This is a genomic window from Bradyrhizobium sp. UFLA05-109 (assembly GCF_054185165.1).
Genome location: NZ_JBBIAR010000089.1, coordinates 16,432 through 36,065, shown reverse-complemented (window position 1 = coordinate 36,065; position 19,634 = coordinate 16,432). Strand labels below are relative to the sequence as shown.

The 19,634-nt window shown below is 62.4% G+C and carries 21 protein-coding genes and 1 tRNA gene; 14 read left to right on the top strand and 8 right to left on the bottom strand.

Annotated elements, in window-relative coordinates:
- The first annotated feature begins 314 nt into the window (after nucleotides 1-314).
- The 8 genes from Q3C01_RS40010 to Q3C01_RS39975 all read left to right on the top strand — a co-directional run bounded on the left by Q3C01_RS40010 (nucleotide 315) and on the right by Q3C01_RS39975 (nucleotide 9,516).
- Nucleotides 315-1,472, top strand: coding sequence for a thiolase domain-containing protein (locus Q3C01_RS40010; RefSeq protein ID WP_458150835.1), 1,158 nt, complete (start codon nucleotides 315-317; stop codon nucleotides 1,470-1,472).
- On the top strand, nucleotides 1,472-1,864 hold the full coding sequence (locus Q3C01_RS40005; protein WP_458150834.1) for a Zn-ribbon domain-containing OB-fold protein: 393 nt from the start codon (nucleotides 1,472-1,474) through the stop codon (nucleotides 1,862-1,864). Before Q3C01_RS40010 ends, Q3C01_RS40005 begins: the two co-directional genes overlap by 1 nt.
- A gap of 208 nt (nucleotides 1,865-2,072) precedes the next feature.
- Complete coding sequence (locus Q3C01_RS40000) at nucleotides 2,073-2,933, top strand: MaoC family dehydratase (protein WP_458150833.1); 861 nt, start codon at nucleotides 2,073-2,075, stop codon at nucleotides 2,931-2,933.
- Nucleotides 2,934-3,015: 82 nt separating this feature from the next.
- Nucleotides 3,016-3,894, top strand: coding sequence for an SDR family oxidoreductase (locus Q3C01_RS39995; RefSeq protein WP_458150832.1), 879 nt, complete (start codon nucleotides 3,016-3,018; stop codon nucleotides 3,892-3,894).
- A gap of 77 nt (nucleotides 3,895-3,971) precedes the next feature.
- A complete protein-coding gene (locus Q3C01_RS39990) occupies nucleotides 3,972-4,925 on the top strand; it encodes a dihydrodipicolinate synthase family protein (RefSeq protein ID WP_458150831.1) in 954 nt (317 codons plus the stop codon).
- Between the two features lie 4 nt (nucleotides 4,926-4,929).
- A complete protein-coding gene (locus Q3C01_RS39985; RefSeq protein ID WP_458150830.1) occupies nucleotides 4,930-5,745 on the top strand; it encodes an NUDIX hydrolase in 816 nt (271 codons plus the stop codon).
- 76 nt (nucleotides 5,746-5,821) lie between these two features.
- A complete protein-coding gene (locus Q3C01_RS39980) occupies nucleotides 5,822-6,739 on the top strand; it encodes a DMT family transporter (RefSeq protein ID WP_458150829.1) in 918 nt (305 codons plus the stop codon).
- Nucleotides 6,740-6,828: 89 nt separating this feature from the next.
- The gene (locus Q3C01_RS39975) at nucleotides 6,829-9,516 is read left to right on the top strand and encodes a PAS domain S-box protein (RefSeq protein ID WP_458150828.1); all 2,688 of its coding nucleotides are present in this window, start codon (nucleotides 6,829-6,831) and stop codon (nucleotides 9,514-9,516) included.
- A gap of 133 nt (nucleotides 9,517-9,649) precedes the next feature.
- On the opposite strand, the gene Q3C01_RS39970 is transcribed toward Q3C01_RS39975, so the two are convergent.
- Nucleotides 9,650-10,000, bottom strand: a complete 351-nt coding sequence (locus tag Q3C01_RS39970; protein ID WP_458150827.1) for a GrlR family regulatory protein — start codon at nucleotides 9,998-10,000, stop codon at nucleotides 9,650-9,652.
- A gap of 248 nt (nucleotides 10,001-10,248) precedes the next feature.
- On the opposite strand from Q3C01_RS39970, the gene Q3C01_RS39965 reads away from it, so the two are divergent.
- Nucleotides 10,249-10,767, top strand: a complete 519-nt coding sequence (locus Q3C01_RS39965; protein ID WP_458150826.1) for a hypothetical protein — start codon at nucleotides 10,249-10,251, stop codon at nucleotides 10,765-10,767.
- 69 nt (nucleotides 10,768-10,836) lie between these two features.
- Here the strand turns inward: Q3C01_RS39965 and Q3C01_RS39960 are convergent, their stop codons facing one another.
- Nucleotides 10,837-11,220, bottom strand: coding sequence for a VOC family protein (locus Q3C01_RS39960; RefSeq protein WP_458150825.1), 384 nt, complete (start codon nucleotides 11,218-11,220; stop codon nucleotides 10,837-10,839).
- A 430-nt stretch (nucleotides 11,221-11,650) separates the two neighbouring features.
- Between Q3C01_RS39960 and Q3C01_RS39955 the strand changes: the two genes are divergently transcribed.
- The 3 genes from Q3C01_RS39955 to Q3C01_RS39945 all read left to right on the top strand — a co-directional run bounded on the left by Q3C01_RS39955 (nucleotide 11,651) and on the right by Q3C01_RS39945 (nucleotide 12,801).
- Nucleotides 11,651-11,950, top strand: a complete 300-nt coding sequence (locus Q3C01_RS39955) for a hypothetical protein (RefSeq protein ID WP_458150824.1) — start codon at nucleotides 11,651-11,653, stop codon at nucleotides 11,948-11,950.
- A gap of 153 nt (nucleotides 11,951-12,103) precedes the next feature.
- A complete protein-coding gene (locus Q3C01_RS39950; RefSeq protein ID WP_458150823.1) occupies nucleotides 12,104-12,592 on the top strand; it encodes a hypothetical protein in 489 nt (162 codons plus the stop codon).
- A 132-nt stretch (nucleotides 12,593-12,724) separates the two neighbouring features.
- A tRNA-Arg gene (locus Q3C01_RS39945) sits at nucleotides 12,725-12,801 on the top strand.
- Nucleotides 12,802-13,392: 591 nt separating this feature from the next.
- On the opposite strand, the gene Q3C01_RS39940 is transcribed toward Q3C01_RS39945, so the two are convergent.
- The 4 genes from Q3C01_RS39940 to Q3C01_RS39925 form a co-directional block, all read right to left on the bottom strand.
- A complete protein-coding gene (locus tag Q3C01_RS39940) occupies nucleotides 13,393-13,860 on the bottom strand; it encodes an ATP-dependent DNA ligase (protein WP_458150822.1) in 468 nt (155 codons plus the stop codon).
- Between the two features lie 446 nt (nucleotides 13,861-14,306).
- Nucleotides 14,307-14,753 (bottom strand): hypothetical protein, encoded by a 447-nt coding sequence (locus Q3C01_RS39935; protein WP_458150821.1) that lies wholly within the window; start codon nucleotides 14,751-14,753, stop codon nucleotides 14,307-14,309.
- Nucleotides 14,754-15,778: 1,025 nt separating this feature from the next.
- Nucleotides 15,779-16,186, bottom strand: a complete 408-nt coding sequence (locus tag Q3C01_RS39930; protein ID WP_458150820.1) for a GFA family protein — start codon at nucleotides 16,184-16,186, stop codon at nucleotides 15,779-15,781.
- A gap of 178 nt (nucleotides 16,187-16,364) precedes the next feature.
- Complete coding sequence (locus Q3C01_RS39925) at nucleotides 16,365-17,195, bottom strand: ABC transporter substrate-binding protein (RefSeq protein ID WP_458150819.1); 831 nt, start codon at nucleotides 17,193-17,195, stop codon at nucleotides 16,365-16,367.
- Between the two features lie 589 nt (nucleotides 17,196-17,784).
- On the opposite strand from Q3C01_RS39925, the gene Q3C01_RS39920 reads away from it, so the two are divergent.
- A complete protein-coding gene (locus Q3C01_RS39920) occupies nucleotides 17,785-18,072 on the top strand; it encodes a hypothetical protein (RefSeq protein ID WP_458150818.1) in 288 nt (95 codons plus the stop codon).
- Nucleotides 18,073-18,583: 511 nt separating this feature from the next.
- Here Q3C01_RS39920 and Q3C01_RS39915 read toward each other — a convergent pair.
- A complete protein-coding gene (locus tag Q3C01_RS39915) occupies nucleotides 18,584-18,868 on the bottom strand; it encodes a helix-turn-helix transcriptional regulator (RefSeq protein WP_458150817.1) in 285 nt (94 codons plus the stop codon).
- Here Q3C01_RS39915 and Q3C01_RS39910 point away from each other — a divergent pair, their 5' ends adjacent.
- Complete coding sequence (locus Q3C01_RS39910) at nucleotides 18,869-19,018, top strand: hypothetical protein (RefSeq protein WP_458150816.1); 150 nt, start codon at nucleotides 18,869-18,871, stop codon at nucleotides 19,016-19,018.
- A gap of 313 nt (nucleotides 19,019-19,331) precedes the next feature.
- On the opposite strand, the gene Q3C01_RS39905 is transcribed toward Q3C01_RS39910, so the two are convergent.
- Nucleotides 19,332-19,517 (bottom strand): hypothetical protein, encoded by a 186-nt coding sequence (locus Q3C01_RS39905; RefSeq protein ID WP_458150815.1) that lies wholly within the window; start codon nucleotides 19,515-19,517, stop codon nucleotides 19,332-19,334.
- Nucleotides 19,518-19,634 lie beyond the last annotated feature (117 nt).

The following is a 19,634-nucleotide window of genomic DNA, read 5'->3' as shown; positions in this document are numbered from 1 at the left end:
CTGCTGACCATCCTCAACGCGATGATGCGCGACGGAAAGCCATATAAAATCGCTCCATCAACATAACAGTTGCCGGCTCTGCGCAGCAACCACTGGCGCGTTGCAGCGCGTCCGGGACACGAGAGTATCGGTGCACTTGCGCCGGCTCTGCGCAGCAACCACTGGCGCGTTGCAGCGCGTCCGGGACACGAGAGTATCGGTGCACTTGCGCCAACCCGCTACCCTCTCGCCCGACGGAATATTTCCGCGCTTGCCAAGCCCGCCGCAGCGCGTCAGAAAAACGGAGCAAGAAGAAACGTCAGCGGAGACTCGACTTGACCATCAAGGGCAAGGCCTACATTGCCGGGATTTATGAGCACCCGACCCGGCATGCGCCGGACAAATCCACTGCGCAGCTCCACGCCGAGGTCGCCAAGGGGGCGATCGAGGATGCCGGGCTCAGCAAGGACGACATTGACGGCTATTTCTGCGCGGGCGATGCGCCCGGTGGCGCCTGGCCGATGGTCGATTATCTCGGCCTGAACACCAAGAAGCTGCGCCACGTGGATTCCACGGAAACCGGCGGCTGTTCCTACATCATCCACCTCGGCCATGCTGCAGAAGCGATCGCCGCGGGAAAATGCTCGGTGGCGCTCATCACGCTCGCGGGCAAGCCGCGCACGGGCCCGATGCCGCCGCGTGCGGCCGGCGCCGAACTTGATTTCGAATCCGCGTACGGCGCGACCACCCACAATGCCTATGGCATGTGTGCCATGCGCCACATGCACGACTATGGCACCACCAGCGAGCAGCTCGCCTGGATCAAGGTCGCAGCCTCCCATCACGCGCAATACAATCCGCATGCGATGCTGAAGGACGTCGTCACCGTCGAGGACGTCCTGAACTCGCCGATGATCTCCGATCCCCTGCACCGCATGGATTGCTGCGTCGTCTCCGACGGCGGCGGCGCGCTGATCGTGACGACGCCGGAGATTGCCAAGAGCCTGAAGAAGCCGCTCGTGCGGCTGATCGGTCATGGCGAGGCGACGAAGGGCCCGCGCGGCGGCAAGGATCTCGACCTCACTTATTCCGCAGGCGTGTGGTCCGGCCCGCGCGCCTTCGAGGAAGCGGGCGTTACACCGAAGGACATCAAATACGCCTCGATCTACGACAGCTTCACCATCACGGTGCTGATGCAGCTGGAGGACCTCGGCTTCTGCAAGAAAGGCGAGGGCGGCAAGTTCGTCGCCGACGGCAATCTGATCTCGGGCGTCGGCAAGCTGCCGTTCAACACCGACGGCGGCGGCCTCTGCAGCAACCATCCCGTCAACCGCGGCGGCATGACAAAAATCATCGAGGCCGTGCGGCAGTTGCGCGGCGAGGCGCACCCGAAAGTGCAGGTGCCGAACTGCGATCTCGCCATCGCTCACGGCACCGGCGGACTCCTGGGCGTGCGTCACGCCGCCTCGACGGCTATTCTGGAGCGCGTGTGATGAGCGAAGCGAAAAAGTATCCTGCACCAGTCACGAACGCCGAGACCGTGCCGTTCTGGGAAGCGGCTCGCCAAGGCAAGTTCATGATCAAGCGCTGCACGGCGTGCGGCGAAGCGCACTACTTCCCGCGCGCGATCTGCCCGTTCTGCTTCTCCGACAAGACGGTGTGGGAGGAGAGCTCGGGCGAGGGCACGATCTACACCTACAGCCTGATGCGGAAATCGCCGACAGGGCCTTATGCGATCGGCTACGTCACGCTGAAGGAGGGGCCGTCGCTTCAGACCAACTTCGTCGATTGCGATCTGACGACGCTGAAGATCGGCCAGAAGGTGAGGGTGGTGTGGAAGCCGACCGACGACGGCGCGCCGTTGCCGTTCTTCACGCCTGCCTAGGATGAGGTGCTGATCCTTCTCCCCTTGCGGGAGAAGGTGGCGCGAAGCGCCGGATGAGGGGTATCTCTCCGCGGAGATACTTTTGATGCGGAGCCAACCCCTCACCCCAATGAGTTTGCCGCGCCGTCCTCGCCGCCCTCTCCCGCAAGGGGAGAGGACACTTCAACTGGCAGCGGCGCGGAGAGATATCCGGGGAGGAAACCAGAAAATGTCCGCCAGATACGAAGAGCTAAAGAACCTCAAAAACCTCGGCCAGAAATATGCCTACACCGACCGCGAGGTGATGCTCTACGCATATGGCATCGGGCTCGGCGCCGATCCCATGGACGAGAACGAGCTCGCTTTCGTCAACGAGGGCACGCTGACGCCGCGGCCGCTGAAGGTGGTGCCGACCTTTGCGTCCGTCGCGGCGTGGGGCTCGGGGCCAGGCGAGATGAATCTCAATCGCGTCATGGTGGTCGACGGTGAGCGCGATATCACGTTCCACCAGCCGCTCGCGCCGACAGCCCACATCACCGCCGACTCCTCGGTGCTCGAGGTCTACGACAAGGGCAAGGACAAGGGCGTGGTGATCAGACACCAGACCGTGCTGAAGAACGAGAGCGGCGAGAAGCTCGCGACCCTCGTCGCCTCGCGCTTCGCCCGCGGCGATGGCGGCTTTGGCGGGCCGAACCTGACCCAGCCCGATCCGCACGAGATCCCGTCACGCAGCCCCGACAGGACGATCGACATCTCGACGCGCCCCGACCAGGCGCTGGTCTATCGCCTCTGCGGCGATCGCAACCCGCTGCACTCGGATCCTGAGTTCGCCAAGAAGGCTGGTTTTCCGCGCCCGATCCTGCACGGCATGTGTACCTACGGCATCACCTGCCGCGGCGTGCTCCAAACCTATGCCGATTACGATCCAAGTGCCTTTCGCCAGCACATCGCGCGGTTCTCATCGCCCGTCTATCCCGGCGAGATTGTGACCATGGACATGTGGAAGGACGCCAACGTGATCTCGTTCGAGGCCAAGGTGAAGTCGCGCAGCGTCACCGTGATCAAGAACGGCAAGACGGTTTTGGCTTAACTCTCGTGCCCCGGACGCGACGCAGCGTTTCACGCTGCATCGCGTCCGGGACGCGAAAGAACAAAAACAGGGAGAAGCCACCATGGGACTACTCGACGGCAAGGTCGCGTTGATCACCGGCGCGGGCGGCGGGCTCGGTGAGGCCTACGCAAAACTGTTCGCGCGGGAAGGGGCGGCGGTCGTCGTCAACGATCTCGGCGGTCCGCGTGACGGCTCCGGCGCCGACAAGTCGATGGCGCAGCAGGTGGTCGACGCGATCAAGGCCGAAGGCGGCCGCGCGGTCGCCAACGGCGCCGACATCTCCACCATGGAAGGCGGCCAGTCCATATTCGACGACGCCATCAAGCACTTTGGCCGCGCCGACATCCTCGTCAACAATGCCGGCATTTTGCGCGACCAGACTTTTGCCAAGGCCGAGGAAGCCGACTGGGACAAGGTGATCAAGGTGCATCTGAAGGGTACCTTCTGTTGCACATTGCCGGTGTTTCGCTGGATGCGGGAAAACGGCGGCGGCGTCATCGTCAACACCTCCTCGACCTCGGGCCTGATCGGCAATTTCGGCCAAACCAATTACGGCGCGGCCAAGGGCGGCATCTGGGGCCTGTCCAATGTGCTGGCGATCGAGGGCCGCAAGTACAACATCCGGATCTGGACGCTGGCACCGGGCGCGCTGACCCGCATGACCGCAGACCTGCCCCGCTATAAGGGGAACCCCGGTGCGGCGCTCGGGCCGGACGGCATCGCGCCGGCCGTGCTATACATGGTCAGCGATTTGTCGGGCGACCAGACCGGCAAGGTGCTGGGCGTGTCCGGGCCCCGCGGCGTGCGTGAAATGCGGATGATGGAGATGGAAGGCTGGAAACCGCCACACACGGGCTGGAAGGCCCAGGACATCGCCGATCACGCCAAGGAGATCTTCTTCTCCGAGGCGGAGATCAAGAAGTCGGCGCGGCGGTTTTAGGCACACTGTCATTCCGGACGCGACGAAGTCGCGAGCCCGGAATGACCAAGCATAGATGCAGAGATTAAGGAAAGACGATGAAACTCACCGCCGAAGCCAAGGGCACCTTCGCGATCGCGCCGACGCCGTTCCATGATGATGGCCGGATCGACGAGCGCTCGATCGACCGCCTGACGGATTGGTACGAACAGGTCGGCTGTGAAGGCGTGACCGTGCTCGGCATCATGGGCGAAGCGCCCAAGCTCGATGCGGCGGAAGCCGAGCAGGTGGCGATCCGCTTCGTCAAGCGCGCCAGGAAGATGCAGGTAATCGTCGGCGTGTCCGCGCCGGGCTTCGCCACGATGCGCTCGCTCGCCAGAGCCTCGATGGATGCAGGCGCCGCCGGTGTGATGATCGCGCCGCTGCCGTCCTTGCGCACCGACGATCAGATTGTCGGCTATTTCAAGCAGGCGGCCGAAGCGATCGGCCCCGACGTGCCGTGGGTGCTTCAGGATTATCCGCTGACGCTCTCCGTCGTGTTCACCCCCGCGGTGATCCGCAAGATCGTCATGGACAATCCGAACTGCGTGATGCTCAAGCACGAGGATTGGCCGGGGTTGGAAAAAATCTCAACATTGCGCAATTTCCAGAAGGACGGCTCGCTACGGCCACTTTCGATCCTCTGCGGCAATGGCGGCCTGTTCCTGGACTTCGAGATGGAGCGCGGCGCCGACGGCGCGATGACCGGTTATGCCTTCCCCGAGCTCCTGATCGACGTCGTGCGCCTCTCCAAGGAAGGCAAGCGCGACGCCGCCCATGATCTGTTCGATGCCCATCTGCCGCTGATCCGCTACGAGCAGCAGCCGGGCGCCGGCCTTGCGGTGCGCAAATACGTACTCCAGAAGCGCGGCATCATCGCCTCCAGCGCGCAGCGCAAGCCGGGTGCGATCATCACGCCGGCGGCGCAGGCGGAGGTCGATTACCTGCTGTCGCGCGTGGCCCACGTCGACAAGCGCGCCAATCTCCAGCCGCAATCGAGCGCCGCAGGTTAGTTGCATGCCCGGGACATCAGCATCACGCCCCGCCTCGACGATTCTCCTGCTGCGCGATGGCGCAAAGGTCGAGGGCAAGAGCCGCGGCGAGGTTGAGGTCTTCATGATGGTCCGTCACCATCAGATCGAGTTCAATTCGGGCGCCCTGGTGTTTCCTGGCGGCAGTGTCGATGCCGGCGACAAGGAGATCATCGCGCAGCCTGCGCTTTACGCAGGCGGCGAAGGGCTTTCAGAGTCCGATCTCGGCTTCAGGATCGCGGCGATCCGCGAGACGTTTGAAGAGAGTGGCATCTTGCTGGCGCGCGAGAAGGGGTCTTCCGCTCCGGTCGACGCCAAACGTGCCGGTGCGATCGCGGATGCTCATCGCGTCGCGCTCAACGAGCACAAGATCAGCTTCCTCAGCATCCTCTCCGACAACGGCCTCCAGCTCGCGCTCGATGCGCTCGTGCCTTACGCGCACTGGATCACGCCGGAGGGCATGCCAAAGCGCTTCGACACCTGGTTCTTCCTCGCCGCCGCGCCGCCCGATCAGCTCGGTGCGCATGACGGAAGGGAAGCGACAGACTCGATCTGGGTGTCGCCGCGAGAAGCGGTGGAGGGTGGTGAGACCGGCCGCTTCAAGCTGCCGTTCCCGACCACGCGCAACCTGATCCGGCTTGCCAAGCAGCCGACGGTGATGTCCGCTCTCGACCATGCCCGCGGCATGTCCATCGTCACGGTGATGCCGGTGATGACGAAGACTGAAACGGGTCGCCAGCTCCGCATCCCACGCGAGGCCGGCTATGACGGGGAGGTGTTCGAAGTCGGTGCGGTGGGCTGACATAGTTCGATATTTGGCGAAGTATTTGGGGCTGGGTGCGCGATAGGTTCCGTCCGATATCAGGATGGAATGCGTCATGGACACCACCCGCCAGGATACGACGATCACCTTCGAGCTCGCATTGCTGCTCCTCCTTGCGACACTCTGGGGCGGCTCCTACACCTTCATCAAGCTCGGCGTCGCCACCATTGCGCCGATCACGTTGATCGCGGCGCGCACCGCGATCGCGGGCACGCTACTGCTGATGGTCATGCGCCTACGCGGCCTCGCCATGCCGACTGATCTTGCAACCTGGCGCCGCTTCGCCTTCCAGGCCTGCCTCAACAGCGTCGTGCCCTGGACCCTGATCGCCTGGGGCGAGCGCTATGTCGATGCGGCGCTCGCCACCATCCTCAACTCGGCCGCGCCGATCTTCACCTTCCTGTTCACGGCCCTGGTGACCCAGCACGAAGCCACCACGGCGCGAAAACTGTTCGGCGTCGTCGCCGGGATGGCCGGCATCTGCCTGATCGTCGGCGTCGATGCATTCCATGACATCGGCCGCGGCCTCGTCGCCGAAATCGCGATCGTTGCGGCAACGCTCTGCTACGCCTGCGCGGCCATTTTCAGCCGCGGGTTCAGGGGGCTCGATCCGATGGCGCCCGCCGCAGGCTCGCTGCTCGCGGGCGCCGCGGTCCTGATCCCGGCCTCGCTCGCCATTGAGCAGCCCTGGACGCTGTCACCCTCGCCAGGTTCCGTCCTTGCGCTGCTGGCACTCGCCGTGTTTTCGACCGCGGCGGCCTTCGTGATCTATTTCCGTCTGATCCAGACCCTCGGTTCGGTCGGCACCACCGCGCAGGCCTATCTGCGCGTGCCGATCGGCGTCGCCATCAGCGTGGCGTTCCTCGGCGAGAGCCTGAGTCGGACGGCGTGGATCGGGCTCGCCTTAGTCGTCATCGGCGTCGCAGCCATGACCATCCCGGGAAGCGCTGCGCGTATGGCTAAGGTATCGTAAAAACCGGCCCGGCCGGCCGGTCGAGGCATGTTCCCCCAAGGATAGAATACGTCGTATATTGGGGCCGAATGGAGTCCGGTCCTGACCAAATGCCTGCCGAACTGACGCCGAATTCGCACCCGAAGCGAGCGTTTTCGCTCTCGATCGGTCAACTGACGTTCGGCAGCTTCATCCTGGTGCTGGCCGTAATCATCGTCACCTCGACCGCGAGCGTGATCGCGATCCGCCACATCGATTCGACCTTCGCGGAGCTTCAGCGGCTGCAGAGCGTTGGCGATCTCGCCGAGGAGATCGACCGCCGCATGAACGAATTGCGGCTCGCCGCGCGTGATTTCGTCACCGACCCCGGCGCGGGCATCCAGTTCAAGCAGGTCGGGGAAGCCGCCGCGACGCTGAGCGACATCCTGAAGAAAACCCGCATCGAGCTCGCTCCCGAGCAGCAGGACATGATCGATGGGGTCACCGAGCGCCTTGCGACCTATCGCAGCGGGTTGGACCGGATCTCGGCCCTGATCGATCGCCGTGCCCAGTTACTCGCCGGCCTGCCGCCGCTACGCGAGGCGCTCGACACGGCCGTTGCCGAAACCGGCGATCGGGAGCTCGCCTCCCGGCTGTCGGAGGCTCAGAGCCGGATCGCACTCGGCTTGCTGGCCCGCAATCCGTCGGCCGCCGAGCAGGCGGCGCAAGGCATGCGGACCTTGACCATCGCCGATGCCAGGCTGAGATCGGCGGTCAATAACTATTCCGAAGCCATCATCGCCGTCGCGGTCCGCGAACGTCAGATCGCCGATATCGACAGCGAAGTGCTCGGCACCGAGGGACGGCTGATCGGGCGCGTCACCGAGTTGCTGCGCGAGGTCAGCGCGCGGCGCGGGCACGTGCTGTCGCGGGACTTCGCCCGGACGCTGGCCGAGGCGAGATGGCAGAGCATCGTGCTCGGCACCATCGGCGTGCTGATCGGCATCATTGCGGCCGGGTTCGTGGTGCGCCGGACGGTGCGTCCGCTGGCCCAGATCGCGCGATCGATCCGCGCGCTCGCGGCCGGCGAGAAGAATACGTCCATCCCGTCTGCCGATCTCGACAACGAGATCGGCGACATCGCGCGCGCCGCGGAGGTGTTCCGCCGCGCGCTCGAGGAGGCCGATACCGCGCGTGAAGCGGCGGTCCGCGCGCTCACCGAGCAGCGCCTCGCGGAAGAAAGCTACCGCAAGCTGTTCGAGGGCTCGGTCGACGGCATTTACGTCACGACGCCGGCCGGCGACCTCCTCAATGCCAATCCGGCGCTGGCACGGATGATGGGCTATGACAGCCCGCAGCACCTCATCAACAGCATCAGCGACATCGCCCACACCATCTATGTCCATGCCGAGGCGCGCGAGGAATATCAGCGCCTGATGGAGCGTGACGGCATGGTGCGCGAGTTCGAGTACCAGGTGCGCCAGCGCAGCGGCGACATCCTGTGGCTATCCGACAGCGCGACCGGTGTCCGCGACGAGGAGGGCAGGATCGTCCGCTACGAGGGCACGCTCCGCGACATCACCGACCAGAAGCGCGCGGAAGACGCCATCGCCGAAGGCCGGCGGCTGTTGCAGCAGGTCATCGACACCGTGCCGGCGGTCATCAACGTGAAAGACCGCGAGCTCCGTTACGTGCTGATGAACCGCTACATGGCCGGCATCTTCGGTATCGAGCCGGGTGACGCGCTTGGTCGCACCACCGCCGACCTGATGTCGCGCTATGGCGCGGCCAAGACCGACGAGAACGACAAGCGGGTGCTGAAGTTTCGCAAAGGGCTCGGCTTCTACGAGGAGGAGTACGAGGATGCCTCCGGCAACATGCGGCAGTGGCTGGTCAACAAGCTGCCGCTGCTCGATGCCGACGGCGAGATCGAGCGGATCGTCACCGTGGCGCTCGACATCGGCGAGCGCAAGCGCGGCGAGCAGGAGATGCGCAAAGCGAAAGACGCCGCCGAAACCGCGCTGCGCAATCTGCGCGAGACCCAGGCCTCGCTGATCGAGGCGGAGAAGCTTGCGGCGCTCGGGCGCCTGGTCGCGGGCGTCGCGCATGAGGTCAACAATCCCGTCGGCATCAGCCTGACGGTGGCGTCCGCGCTGGAGCGCAAGACGGCGGTGTTCTCGGCAGAGGTCGAGCGCGGCGGGTTGCGCCGCTCGACGCTCAACGACTACCTCAACACCAGCCGCGACGCGTCTTCACAGCTCGTCGCCAATCTCAATCGTGCGGCCGAGCTGATCCAGTCGTTCAAGCAGGTGGCCGCCGACCGCAACTATTCGGATCAGCGCACCTTTGACCTTGCCGACCTCACCGAGCAGGTGGTGCTGAGCCTGCGGCCGGGCCTGCGCAAGCACAACCTGACGCTCAATGTCGAGTGCCAGCCCAACCTGATCATGAACAGCTATCCCGGCCCGTACGGCCAGGTGCTCACCAACCTGTTCCTCAATTCCGTCGCGCACGCCTTCCCGGACGGACGGCCAGGTCTCATCGACATCCAGGTACGCGAATCTGGCAAGGACAATGTCGAGATCATCTTCTCCGACAATGGCTGCGGCATGTCACTCGACGTTCGCCGCCGCGCCTTCGATCCGTTCTTCACCACGCGACGCGACCAGGGCGGCACCGGCCTAGGCCTGCACATCGTCTACAGCATCGTCACCAACCGGCTGGGCGGGCGTCTCGATCTCGACTCCGAGCAGGGCGGCGGCACGCGCATCCAGATGATCCTGCCGCGTGTCGCGCCGCTGGAGCAGGCCGCGGAATAGCGCGTGCCTAAAGCGCGATGAGATTAGGTTTTTGTTTCAGCATGATCTCCGCGCAAACGCATTCCGCGTTTTGTCGCGAGGAGAACCGCTCCACACTCTGTGCTGGCGCGATCCTTCGGGCCCGGATCATGCTCTAATCGATGTCTGCGAGCTTGCGCAGCGTGGCACCAAAGATCAGGCTTGCCTTGCCGACGAGCGCGGTTCCCGTCATCTCCGCGCCCGCATCGGTGAAGGTGCCGCTGACGCCGACGCCGACCGGCGCCGGACCGCCGAACAGGGGATTGTCGTCGCCGCGCGGTGAGGTGTGGCGCTGCACCAGCACCTCGCCCTTGAAGGTGCTGTCCTTCACTGTGTAGCTGCCGGTGTAAAAGAGGTAGGCATCGCCGCCGAGAATCTGGCCGTCGCGAAACATGATCACGCCGCTGCCCTTGCCGACGCGTCCATCGAGCAACGTCACGTGAATCGAATAAAGACCGTTCTTCATGACGTCCCGCGGCCGGCTGCCTTCGCCCCTCGGCGCGCCGGTCCGATGTTTATGCCAAAGCGCCATCCTTCGTGCAACGCAGCAGTTCACCCGCGGCCCTGGCGCCAAGCCGTAGTTGTCCCGGCTTGCGCATGACAGGGCTATGACGGCCTCATAGTGCAGCGAGGCCCTCTGAAGCGAATCAAGTTGGCCCGCGAAATGCATAAACCCTAGTTGCACTGGCCGCGGGGTGCTGGAGCAAGACGAACGTGACCGACTGGATCAATTCCGGCGGCGATGAGCCGCGTCTACACAGTGCGGGTGTAGACAATGTCAGTTGTGAAGCAAGCCGTTGTGAACCGAGTCATAGGCAGATCGGCAGCTCGACGCGCTGGAAACGCGCTGCGAAATTCGGTTGTGGTATACTCTTGGTGGTGCTCGCGGCCCCCGTCGGGCACGCACGTGACCGCGGCCAATTCGTCAACACCAATGCCGAATTGAAGGCGTGGTTTGACGGCTTGCGCAGCGGAAAGGGGCCCTGTTGCTCGGATGCCGACGGGTCGGCGATCTCGGATTCCGATTGGGAAAGCAAGGACGGGCACTACCGTGTCCGCGTGCCGCGCTATGGCTTCATGATCCATGGCCAGCAGCAGGAGCTGGTGTGGGTCGATGTCCCGGAAGAAGCCGTGATTTCGGAGCCGAACCGTGTCGGGCGAACCATGGTATGGCCGATCTACGGCTACATGGGTGTCACGATCCGGTGCTTCATGCCGGGCAGCATGACCTGACGATGCCCGATCCAGCGTAGCTCGGCGGAGCTGCGGCGGATGGATCGGGCAATGCAGCGTGTTGCAGGCTCAGGTGTATTTCTTGTCGCGCTCGAGCAGCTCGACTGAAATACCTTCGGGGCCGCGGATGAAGCAGATGCGGACGCCGGGCCGGATCGTCGTCGGTTCGCGCGTGAACTCAACACCCTTCGCCTTCATCTCGGCGGCGACGGCGTCGATGTCCTTCACCGTGACGCCGAAATGGTCGAGGCCCTGATGGGGATGGGGCGGGGGCGGGTTCATGGGCTTGCCGGACTCAAGCGGTGCAATGAAGATGTTGGCGCCGCCGAGCTTGACGTCGATGCGTGCCAGGCCGCGCACGATTTCGCCACCCAGCACGTCCCGCAGCCAAGCCGCCGTTGCCTCCGGATCGGGGCTGCGCAGATGGACATGGTCCCAGGTGACTACAGGCATTTCGTTCCTCCGGTCGGGCTTCGCGGCTTTGCCGTCATGTTAGCGATCCCCTCGGCCGACCGCCACTCGCGCATTCCTGTTACCCGAGATTCGGCTGCCTCCGGGAACCCAATGCTGCCTCGCGGGTTAGGGACGAGGACGGCACGTGCGAAACGCGCGTGGTCGCATACGGGGTGACGCATCCATGCTCGCAGGGCTCTATCGCGTCGATCTCAACGGTTTGGCCAAACTCGGTGCCTTGCTGAGGCCGGCCTTCTCAGTGAGGCGAAAAAGCCCGTTGTGGCTTGCGGCAGCGGTCCTTGCCGGGGGTGGCACTTGGGGGCTGATGTCCGCTTCCGAAGGCAATGAGAGCGACGGGATCGAGTTGGCAACGGTCCAGCCTGAGCCTGCGCAGTCTGTGCCACCGGCAACCGCAGCGACCCAGGCATCAGTGCCGGCCGAGCTCGATCGTTTGCGGATTTCGTCGCAAACCTGGCGCCGCGGCGGGCTCGGTTCGCGGGCGCTTGTCACCTTCACGTTGCGAAATGACAACGACTATGCGGTCAAGGACTTAGAGATCCTCTGCACCTTCACCCGCCGCGACGGCAGCCATCTCACCGATCGCAGGCGCGTGCTTGCCGAAACCGTGAACATGAAAAGCCGCAAGACGTTTGCGCATGTGCAAATCGGCTTCGTTAACGTGAACGCCAGTCAGGCCAAGTGCTCGCTCGCCGCGGCGCGACGCGTCTAAAGGGTCATTGTTGCGATAGCGGAATAGTTACCGTCATGCCGTCGAAAAAGTTCGCGTTGTCCTTGAACCAGAAGGCGGGCAGAGGAACATATTAATGGATCGCCGGTTAAGGCGAAGGGCCCGTGCGCTGCTGTGCGGGTGGAGCGCTGCCAGATGCCCATCCTTCGGTATTTTGTGTTCGTCGGCGGCGCATTGCTTGCGCTGCTGTTGGCCGTGAATCTCGCGCTGCCCGAAGGGCCGGTCGGCGAGAGCATCGTGACATCGAGCGAGGCACCGCTGATCCGGATTCGGTCGGATCGCAAGCTGCCGGAACGTGTGGTGCTGGATACCAGCCAGCCGACGATTGCGCCGGCCACGCCTGTGAACACGGCGAGCGTTGCTCCCCAACCGCCTGCCCCCGGCGATATGTCAGCCAAGGCACGGGTCCGCGAAAGTTTCGCCCAGTTGACCCCCACCGAACCGAAGGGCGATGCGGCGTCGGTCAAGAAGCCCGTCCAGCCGAAGCGCAAGGTCGCCAGGCGGTCTCCACAGCCCTACTACTATGGGCAGCCGACTTATTATGGTTTTGGGCAGCCGATGTTCGGCAGGCCGATGCGCGTGGCGCAACAGCCCCATTTCGGGCTCTTCAACACGACCTGGTGAGCATCCTTCGACCTGCCCGGATCGAGCAGGTGGGGGCTTTTGCTCGTTAGACCTCTCTGCTAATCCCATGCATCCGAACGATCGGGCGCCTAGCCTGACGGAACTCGGAACTCGCCCGGTCCCGGGCACGACGCGCTCGTAGCTCAGCTGGATAGAGCATCGGATTTCGATTCCGAGGGTCGGGAGTTCGAATCTCTCCGAGCGCGCCAGTAAAATATAAACAAGATCAATATTTTAAATCGGATTCAAGCGATGGCTTCTTGCCGCTGGGGAGCGTGGAAAATCGCGATTTGGGTCCACTTTTGGGTCCGCGCCGGTTTGTCGGGTCCAACGTTTGCATGCCTTCTCTACTCTTGAATAACCCACAACGGACCGGGTGGTCCGTGCTGGAGCATCCTAGGGATCGTTGTTGTCAACGAAAGCACTCGGAGCTACGGGGCGGGGGTCGTGCCGAAGGTATTGGGGTTCTGCCGCTCGGTGCCCATCGAGATGATGGATTCGCCAATAGGCCATCATGGCCTAACCGGGGACGCCGCTGCAAAGTTGCCAGCGGAGGGCGGGAGCCGGTCGGCGGGGGATCGAATGCGTTCGGGTGCTCGAACCAGTTACTGTGACATGTTTTTTTGACCCAGCGCAGTTGCCCTTATTTTGAGCGCGGGGCGCGAACCAGCGCCGGGATAGCGCCTCTCACTCCAGAACGACGCCAGTCGCGCTTGCCGGTGGCGGATCGATAGGCGGGATCGACCAGTTAGACGGTTGAGACTCGAAAAAGCAGGAATTCCTGTTTTTCCCAGAGACGGTCATAGTTCTCGCTCCATCGCCGGATGGCTGCGGTTCTTCACCTTGATCCAGTGCTTCTGTCGGCCGCCCCGGTAAGGCCGGTCACGATGCTTGGAAACGAGACCTTCAAGACCCATGCGGCACGCGGCTCGGAATAGATCGGGCCCGATCTCGCCGCGCTCGAATGGGGCAACCGTGATCCCGTCCGGTCTCCGTGCCAGCAGCCTCTCCAAGTTGGTTTTGCGCAAGTGCAGCGGTAGGTCGCGCAGATCGTCGCCGCCGATGGCGAGAACATCGAAGGCGTAGAGTTGGACCTCGCGGTCATGCTTGCGCGAGTGCAGCGCATTGAAGTCGGAGATGCCGTCAACGCCAAGGATCACGGCCTCGCCATCGATGACGAAGTGCTTCTGCCGGTTCTTCAGAGCAGCCTCAGCGATCCACGGATAACACTTAGTCCAATCGCTGCCGTTGCGGGACAGCAGCCGCACGCGCTCGTCCGGATCACCAGCATCCGGTATCCATCGTGTTTGACTTCGTGAAGGCACTCCGGTCCCGAGGGGACCTGCTTGCCTGCGGTCGCAAGGCAAAGCTGAAAGGCGTTACGCATGAGCGGAAGATAGGCACTTCAGCGGAAAACGCGAACGGCCCCTAGGGGCTAGCGGCCCCAGCAACCGGCTGGAGGCTTGGTTAGGCCGAGGCCGCTAGTGGCGCTGGTCACGCAAACCATTGCTTACTCACGGCCCCTGCGCATTATCGTATGTGAATTCAGCGCCTTACGGAAACGAGTAGCGTGAAGGTTATGGACAATGACTGGTCGTTCATTGTGTCTGTCACCTCGCTGTCCGTGCTAACGACGGCACTGATGGCGCTCGCGCTACTCTTCATTTGACCGAACCATCACACCCCATCGGGCGTTCTGCATCCTTGCAACGTATTACCGCGCGCCGATCGCGAAGTGCGCGGCGCGGACATGAGCGCCGACCGTGGCGTTTGTGATCGCATCGCCACAGAAGCAGCGCGCCGTTCCGTCGAGCCTCTGCGTCGGCAGCGGCATCGCCAGCCGGTGCATCCGGTCCTTCCAAGCGGTCCAGTCACGCTGGCGACGCCACGTCTCGAAGTCTGCCTCGGTGCGCGTTGCGGCCAGCTCCTGCCACGCTGCTTGGAAACTCATGCGGGCTTCGTCGAACGTCTCGGCAATGCCGCTGCGGTGCTCACCGGGATCGGTGCCGGGATAGAAGCCGCAAGACCAACTCCACTGCGGGGCCGAGTTCGGGACACCGGCGCGGCGACCTACGACCCCGACACTGACATCGCCGAAGAATATCAGCCATGTCTCGCGGTGCGGATCGTCCTTGCTGCGGCGGCGGGTGAGAGCGGGCATGCCGCGATCAAAGCGACGCACGACCTTAGTGGCAAATTGTCTATCCCTCGTGGATCAGATCGTCGCGAGACTACAGTCAGTCGTGGCTGTGAACGGGTCTGCACGCCGGGAGATCTCAGAGAGTGTCTGCTGTGCGCGAAACCTCCGGCGGAGGTCGAAAGAATGCTTCTGGGCTCACGTCTGCTTAGCCCCCACCAGCGGCACGAGAGCAGACATTCCGGGATCGCCGCTTTGGGGCCAAAAGGCGACATCGGGCGCCCTTGGCCTGTATATGAAAACAGGCCGCCCACAGAGGGGCGGCCTCAGCACATTTTGATCTGATCTTTTTTAGTTCTTGAACCCCAAACTCGAGCAATACCACCAGCTTTCGAAGTCTCTCCAACCGGATTTGGCTATGCCCTCCTTGCACTCGCTGTAGGATTTCCAGTTGCCCACGTTTTTGCACCTTGAAAAATTCCAGCCACCAGCCCAGGAGCATCCGACCGAAGGGGCGTTGCCATTAGTCTGGACCGGTGCGGCATTAGCGGGTGCAATCGACGAGATTGCGATAGCTAAACCCGCAACGAAGAGTGACGCGGCATTCATGGCTATCTCCCAAATCTCCGGGACAGGACAGCAGTCGCCATCCCGGAGCGAAAGCGTATGCGCCTGTCCAAGGAAGGCAACTGGAAATTCGTGCCAGCACGTAAGGGCTGACCTGCACAAACCGGAGAACAGCCCAATCAGGACACTCTCAAATTCAGATGAGGACACCGGCGCTCAAATGCGAGGACTGCCTCGGCGTGCATTGCAACATTTTACAACTACGGCACCCTCCTTGAACTTCGCAGATGCCGACCGAATGTCGGTTGTGGGTCAAACTGCGAAGAACTCAACGTGAGCAAATCGAGTCCGCTATTCACCCCCTAAGCGGACCTCGACGAGGCGAGCGGCCACTTCGCTGATGGGCCAATCGCAGAGTGATCGGTGCGGCCACTGCGTCTGAGAGCCATCAGGTCAAACCTTACGTTGCCGGTTTGATCGCTCTAAGGCTGCTTCTCGAACGTTCGCATCGAGCCTACGGATGTGAGCCATGGCTGCGCCGAGCGAGACCACCACTGAGTATGGGGGACGATCTGGTCGCGTTGACGAATGGAGCCCACGCGGATGGCGTAAATCTTGGGGCCTGCTCCGAGCGCCGTCGCGTAGACATGCGTTCCACATTCCGGGCAAAAAGCTTGTGGCCTCTTGTTGCCGCTTTCGGCGGTCTTGACGTAGACTTTCGGTTGGCCCGAGAGCAACCTGAAAGCGTCTTCCCGCGTGAAGGCGTGCACGCGGAATGCAGAGCCGGAGAACGTCTGGCAGTCGGTGCAATTGCAGAGCAGGGTCTTGTCCGGCTCGATCTCGGCCTCAAAGGTGATGTATCCGCAGTGACAACGCCCGTCGATTTTCATCTTAATCCTCCGCAGCGCGTTCGTGCGCAAGCTCATGCTAACCTGCTCATGGTCTCGGTGTGCATGTTTGCGAACCGAATTCGCAAAGTCCCGTTCCACTGACCGGACCCCAACGAGGCGTGCGGAGAGGTCGCAGAAGGGCTATCACCGGCCTCATGTGCCGCTGCAAATCGCATCTCTATTCGATCACCTCGTCGGCGCGGGCGAGCAATGAGGCAGGTATTTCGAGGCCAAGCGCCTTTGCAACCTTGAGGTTGATCACTAGGTCGAACTTGGTCGGCTGCTCTACCGGCAGATCGGCAGGCTTGATGCCTCTGAGAATTTTATCGACGTAGCCGCCTGCACGCCGGAGCAGATCGGCTATATCGGGGCCGTATGAAATCAAACCGCCATTGGTGGTGAACAGTCGGAAGAAGTAGAACGCGGGCAGACGATGCTCCGCCGCCAGCGCGGTAACTCGTGTGACGTGATTAACGGTCAATTCATCGGCAAAAGGAAAAATTGCATCGGCGCGCTGGGCCGCGGCGGAAGCAAAGGCAATGTCGAGTTCCTCCACCGTGGTCGCCTCCAGTACCGGGATGGTGACGCCCAGCTTCCGAGCGGTTTCGGGCAACTCCTCGGCTACGATGAACCTGTGATCTGCATTGCTCAGGTTGACCAAGACCGCGATTTTTGAGGCGGCAGGAACCATCTCCCGCAGGATTTGTATTTCTTTGCTCAAGAAATTTCCCGGTACGAGGGATGTTAGACCCGTTATGTTGCCGCCGGGATGCGACAGGCCTTGGACGAGGCCATGCCGCACGGGCTCGACCACAGCAAAGAAAACAATCGGAATGCTGGCAGTCGCCGATTTCAGGGCTAGGGCTTCCTGCGCGCTCGGGCCAACGAGCACTTCGGGCTTGAGCGCGACAAGCTCGTTCGCTAGAGGCACTACGCGCTCGGCGTGCCCCTCGGCCGATCGGTAATCAACGATCAGGTTCTTCCCCTCGATCCAACCATGATCGCGCATGCTGTCCTGCCACACCTTGTAGTTTGGCAAGTACAGGGGCGCGGTATCAAGATAGCCAACCCGGCGAGGCGGTCCCTGTGCCCACGAACGTCGTGGCGAAACAAGCAGTGCTGCAGTAGCCGCTATGAATTCCCTCCGCCGCATGTGTCCCTCCCTCCAAGGACCACGCCAGTAGGATTGCAGAGTAGCACTTTGTGGGACGCCTAGTGCGCCTTCATGTCGCCTATGGGCAGGCTCGACCTCACTCCGATGGTATTATCGGCATCTACCAACATCGCAGCCCGCTTCCCGCCGCTGCGGTCTTGACGACGAACAGGGCGAGCCCGCTGGGCTATGGTGGTTTCCTTTCGGGTCGTGGTACGATTAATTTGGTGCGGCAGCGATCCCTATGCCTGCGACGGAAATGGGTTGCTGTGGAACGACGGTCTGTCTGCCGCACACTCTCGCGAGGGGCCGATGACCAGCACCGTTTACTCTTCTGACATTCGGAAGCCTGCCGAAGAGATCGAGCTGGAGGACATCATCTGCGAGTGCCTAGGGCCGCGTGTTCAGGCAAGCGCACTGCACGTCGGGCCCTTGGAGTGGCAGCATGACTGCCGACCAGTTCAACGCCGTTCTCAAAAAGCTCGGCTTCGGCTCCGAGCACCACCGCTCCAACGGTCAGAGAATTCGCCGAGAAGCTCCAGCTCGGCGAGCGCAGCGTGCGGCACTGGGCGTCCGGCCAGTGGCCGGTGCGATGGCGGCGCTGCTCAAGCTGAAGCCGAAGACCGACCTCAAGATCCAGCGTGCTCGTCACGCTGGCGGGCCTTTCTGTTTTGGAGCAACTGCGATCCGAGCAAATTTCTTTAGCGCTGCGTCAATTGCCTTGAGCTGTTGACTGCGAGAAGGTCTTCCTCTCCCTAGCTTAGGTACCGATGGTTTGGACGCTCTGGCAACAAGCAACAGGTCGCTGCCGCAGCTGACGCATTCGTAGAAACCTAGGTCAAAACCCTTTGCGACAGGAAAAGCGCCCCTGAGCACTCGGGGTTGGCTACAAATCAGGCATACGGTTTCGCTGCTCAAAATAAAACATCCGGAAAGCGATCTGGCTGCAATAAACACGATGTTAGCCCGTGAGACCGGGCGGGCTACAATCTGAACAACATCCAGACCATCGCAGCTAACCAAGCCGCAAGCCAAACAACCGAAGCCACGAACAACGGATCATATCGCCTCAGGAGTCTGGAGCCGCGCCCTAGTGAACCGCGATGCTTTCGTGCGAGTGTGTTGATTATCGCAGCCGCTTTTTGTCGTGCTTGCATGGCTCCGGGCGTTAGCGCATTGCGGCCAAAAAAGCTCCCTATCATGCGCCAAAAAATTGAGATTTTGAGCCAGCGTCGCGCCGAAGCTCAGCGAACGTCTCTTAGATTGCGGAACGCTGTTGGCGTCGACCTAGTCCAGCGAGCAAAGGCATGTGTGAAGGAGCTAACCTCACTATAGCCCAACAGCCAAGCGACCTCGGAAATCGGAAGGTCTCGTTCCCGGAGATAGCGTTGGGCAAGCGCACACCGAAACTCCCCAAGCACGCCAGAAAAGGCTGTATCCTCGTCGGACAATGCACGAGCAAGGGTGCGGCGGCTAATGCCAAGGCGGCGCGCAATCTCTGACGCATTGGCCTTGCCGTGCGGAAGCAATTGCGCGATCTGATCTTCAACGCGAGATCGGATGCCCGTTCGTCGCGGCGCTCGGTTGCCGAGGGCTTCATCAGCATATTGAAGCAGCAGCTTGTTGAGATGGACATCGGCTCCAACGACGGGCAGCGCGCCGATCGGTGCGGGAAATAATATCTCGTCGCTATCCGCCTAAAAGTTGATGGCGCATCCCAAGTGGGGACCGAGCCTCATCGAGAACGGACGACCACCAAACCACCACACCCGCCAGGCAGGTCAGTAGGATCGGGAAGAGAAGAAAGGGCGCGCCCATCTTGCGGGACTTTTTGACGTTTTTTGTCGATAGAACAAGGCTTTGAATCGCGCGTTCGCAGTCCGTCGAAATGGGCTCATCGATACCTCGCCCGGCGGCTGGCCAGATGGGACCAGATCACTCATACCGAGCCCTGTGAGGCAGCGCCGGCCGACGCTAACGCCCACAGCTCGTTCAATCCGGAATATCCACTCGTTTGCTGACAACCGTGAAGGCGTCCGTCGCGCGCAAAAGCGTCGGCAGGCCATGTACGCGGAATCTGCTGCCGTCTTCCGAGACCCAGGCGACCTTTGCGCGCTCGCTGTCAGACCATTCAATGGTATCATCAGGCATCAGCTTCGGAATCAGTTGGGTAATCATTGGGCACACGCTCCTTGCCTTTGATCTCGGCTCTCCTCCGCCGGCTTAGGCCGCAGCGGAGCAACCTCGCCGGCTGGTTGTTCAGGTGAGACCAGATCACTCATACCGACCCCTGTG

Excerpts from the sequence above, each read along its gene's own strand:
- Q3C01_RS40005 (WP_458150834.1), top strand. The coding sequence starts at position 1,472 with ATGAGCGAAGCGAAAAAGTATCCTGCACCAGTCACGAACGCCGAGACC.
- Q3C01_RS40000 (WP_458150833.1), top strand. The coding sequence starts at position 2,073 with ATGTCCGCCAGATACGAAGAGCTAAAGAACCTCAAAAACCTCGGCCAG.
- Q3C01_RS39995 (WP_458150832.1), top strand. The coding sequence starts at position 3,016 with ATGGGACTACTCGACGGCAAGGTCGCGTTGATCACCGGCGCGGGCGGC.
- Q3C01_RS39990 (WP_458150831.1), top strand. The coding sequence starts at position 3,972 with ATGAAACTCACCGCCGAAGCCAAGGGCACCTTCGCGATCGCGCCGACG.
- Q3C01_RS39985 (WP_458150830.1), top strand. The coding sequence starts at position 4,930 with ATGCCCGGGACATCAGCATCACGCCCCGCCTCGACGATTCTCCTGCTG.
- Q3C01_RS39980 (WP_458150829.1), top strand. The coding sequence starts at position 5,822 with ATGGACACCACCCGCCAGGATACGACGATCACCTTCGAGCTCGCATTG.
- Q3C01_RS39975 (WP_458150828.1), top strand. The coding sequence starts at position 6,829 with ATGCCTGCCGAACTGACGCCGAATTCGCACCCGAAGCGAGCGTTTTCG.
- Q3C01_RS39970 (WP_458150827.1), bottom strand. The coding sequence starts at position 10,000 with ATGAAGAACGGTCTTTATTCGATTCACGTGACGTTGCTCGATGGACGC.
- Q3C01_RS39960 (WP_458150825.1), bottom strand. The coding sequence starts at position 11,220 with ATGCCTGTAGTCACCTGGGACCATGTCCATCTGCGCAGCCCCGATCCG.
- Q3C01_RS39950 (WP_458150823.1), top strand. The coding sequence starts at position 12,104 with ATGCCCATCCTTCGGTATTTTGTGTTCGTCGGCGGCGCATTGCTTGCG.
- Q3C01_RS39935 (WP_458150821.1), bottom strand. The coding sequence starts at position 14,753 with ATGCCCGCTCTCACCCGCCGCCGCAGCAAGGACGATCCGCACCGCGAG.
- Q3C01_RS39930 (WP_458150820.1), bottom strand. The coding sequence starts at position 16,186 with ATGAAAATCGACGGGCGTTGTCACTGCGGATACATCACCTTTGAGGCC.
- Q3C01_RS39925 (WP_458150819.1), bottom strand. The coding sequence starts at position 17,195 with ATGCGCGATCATGGTTGGATCGAGGGGAAGAACCTGATCGTTGATTAC.
- Q3C01_RS39920 (WP_458150818.1), top strand. The coding sequence starts at position 17,785 with ATGACTGCCGACCAGTTCAACGCCGTTCTCAAAAAGCTCGGCTTCGGC.
- Q3C01_RS39905 (WP_458150815.1), bottom strand. The coding sequence starts at position 19,517 with ATGATTACCCAACTGATTCCGAAGCTGATGCCTGATGATACCATTGAA.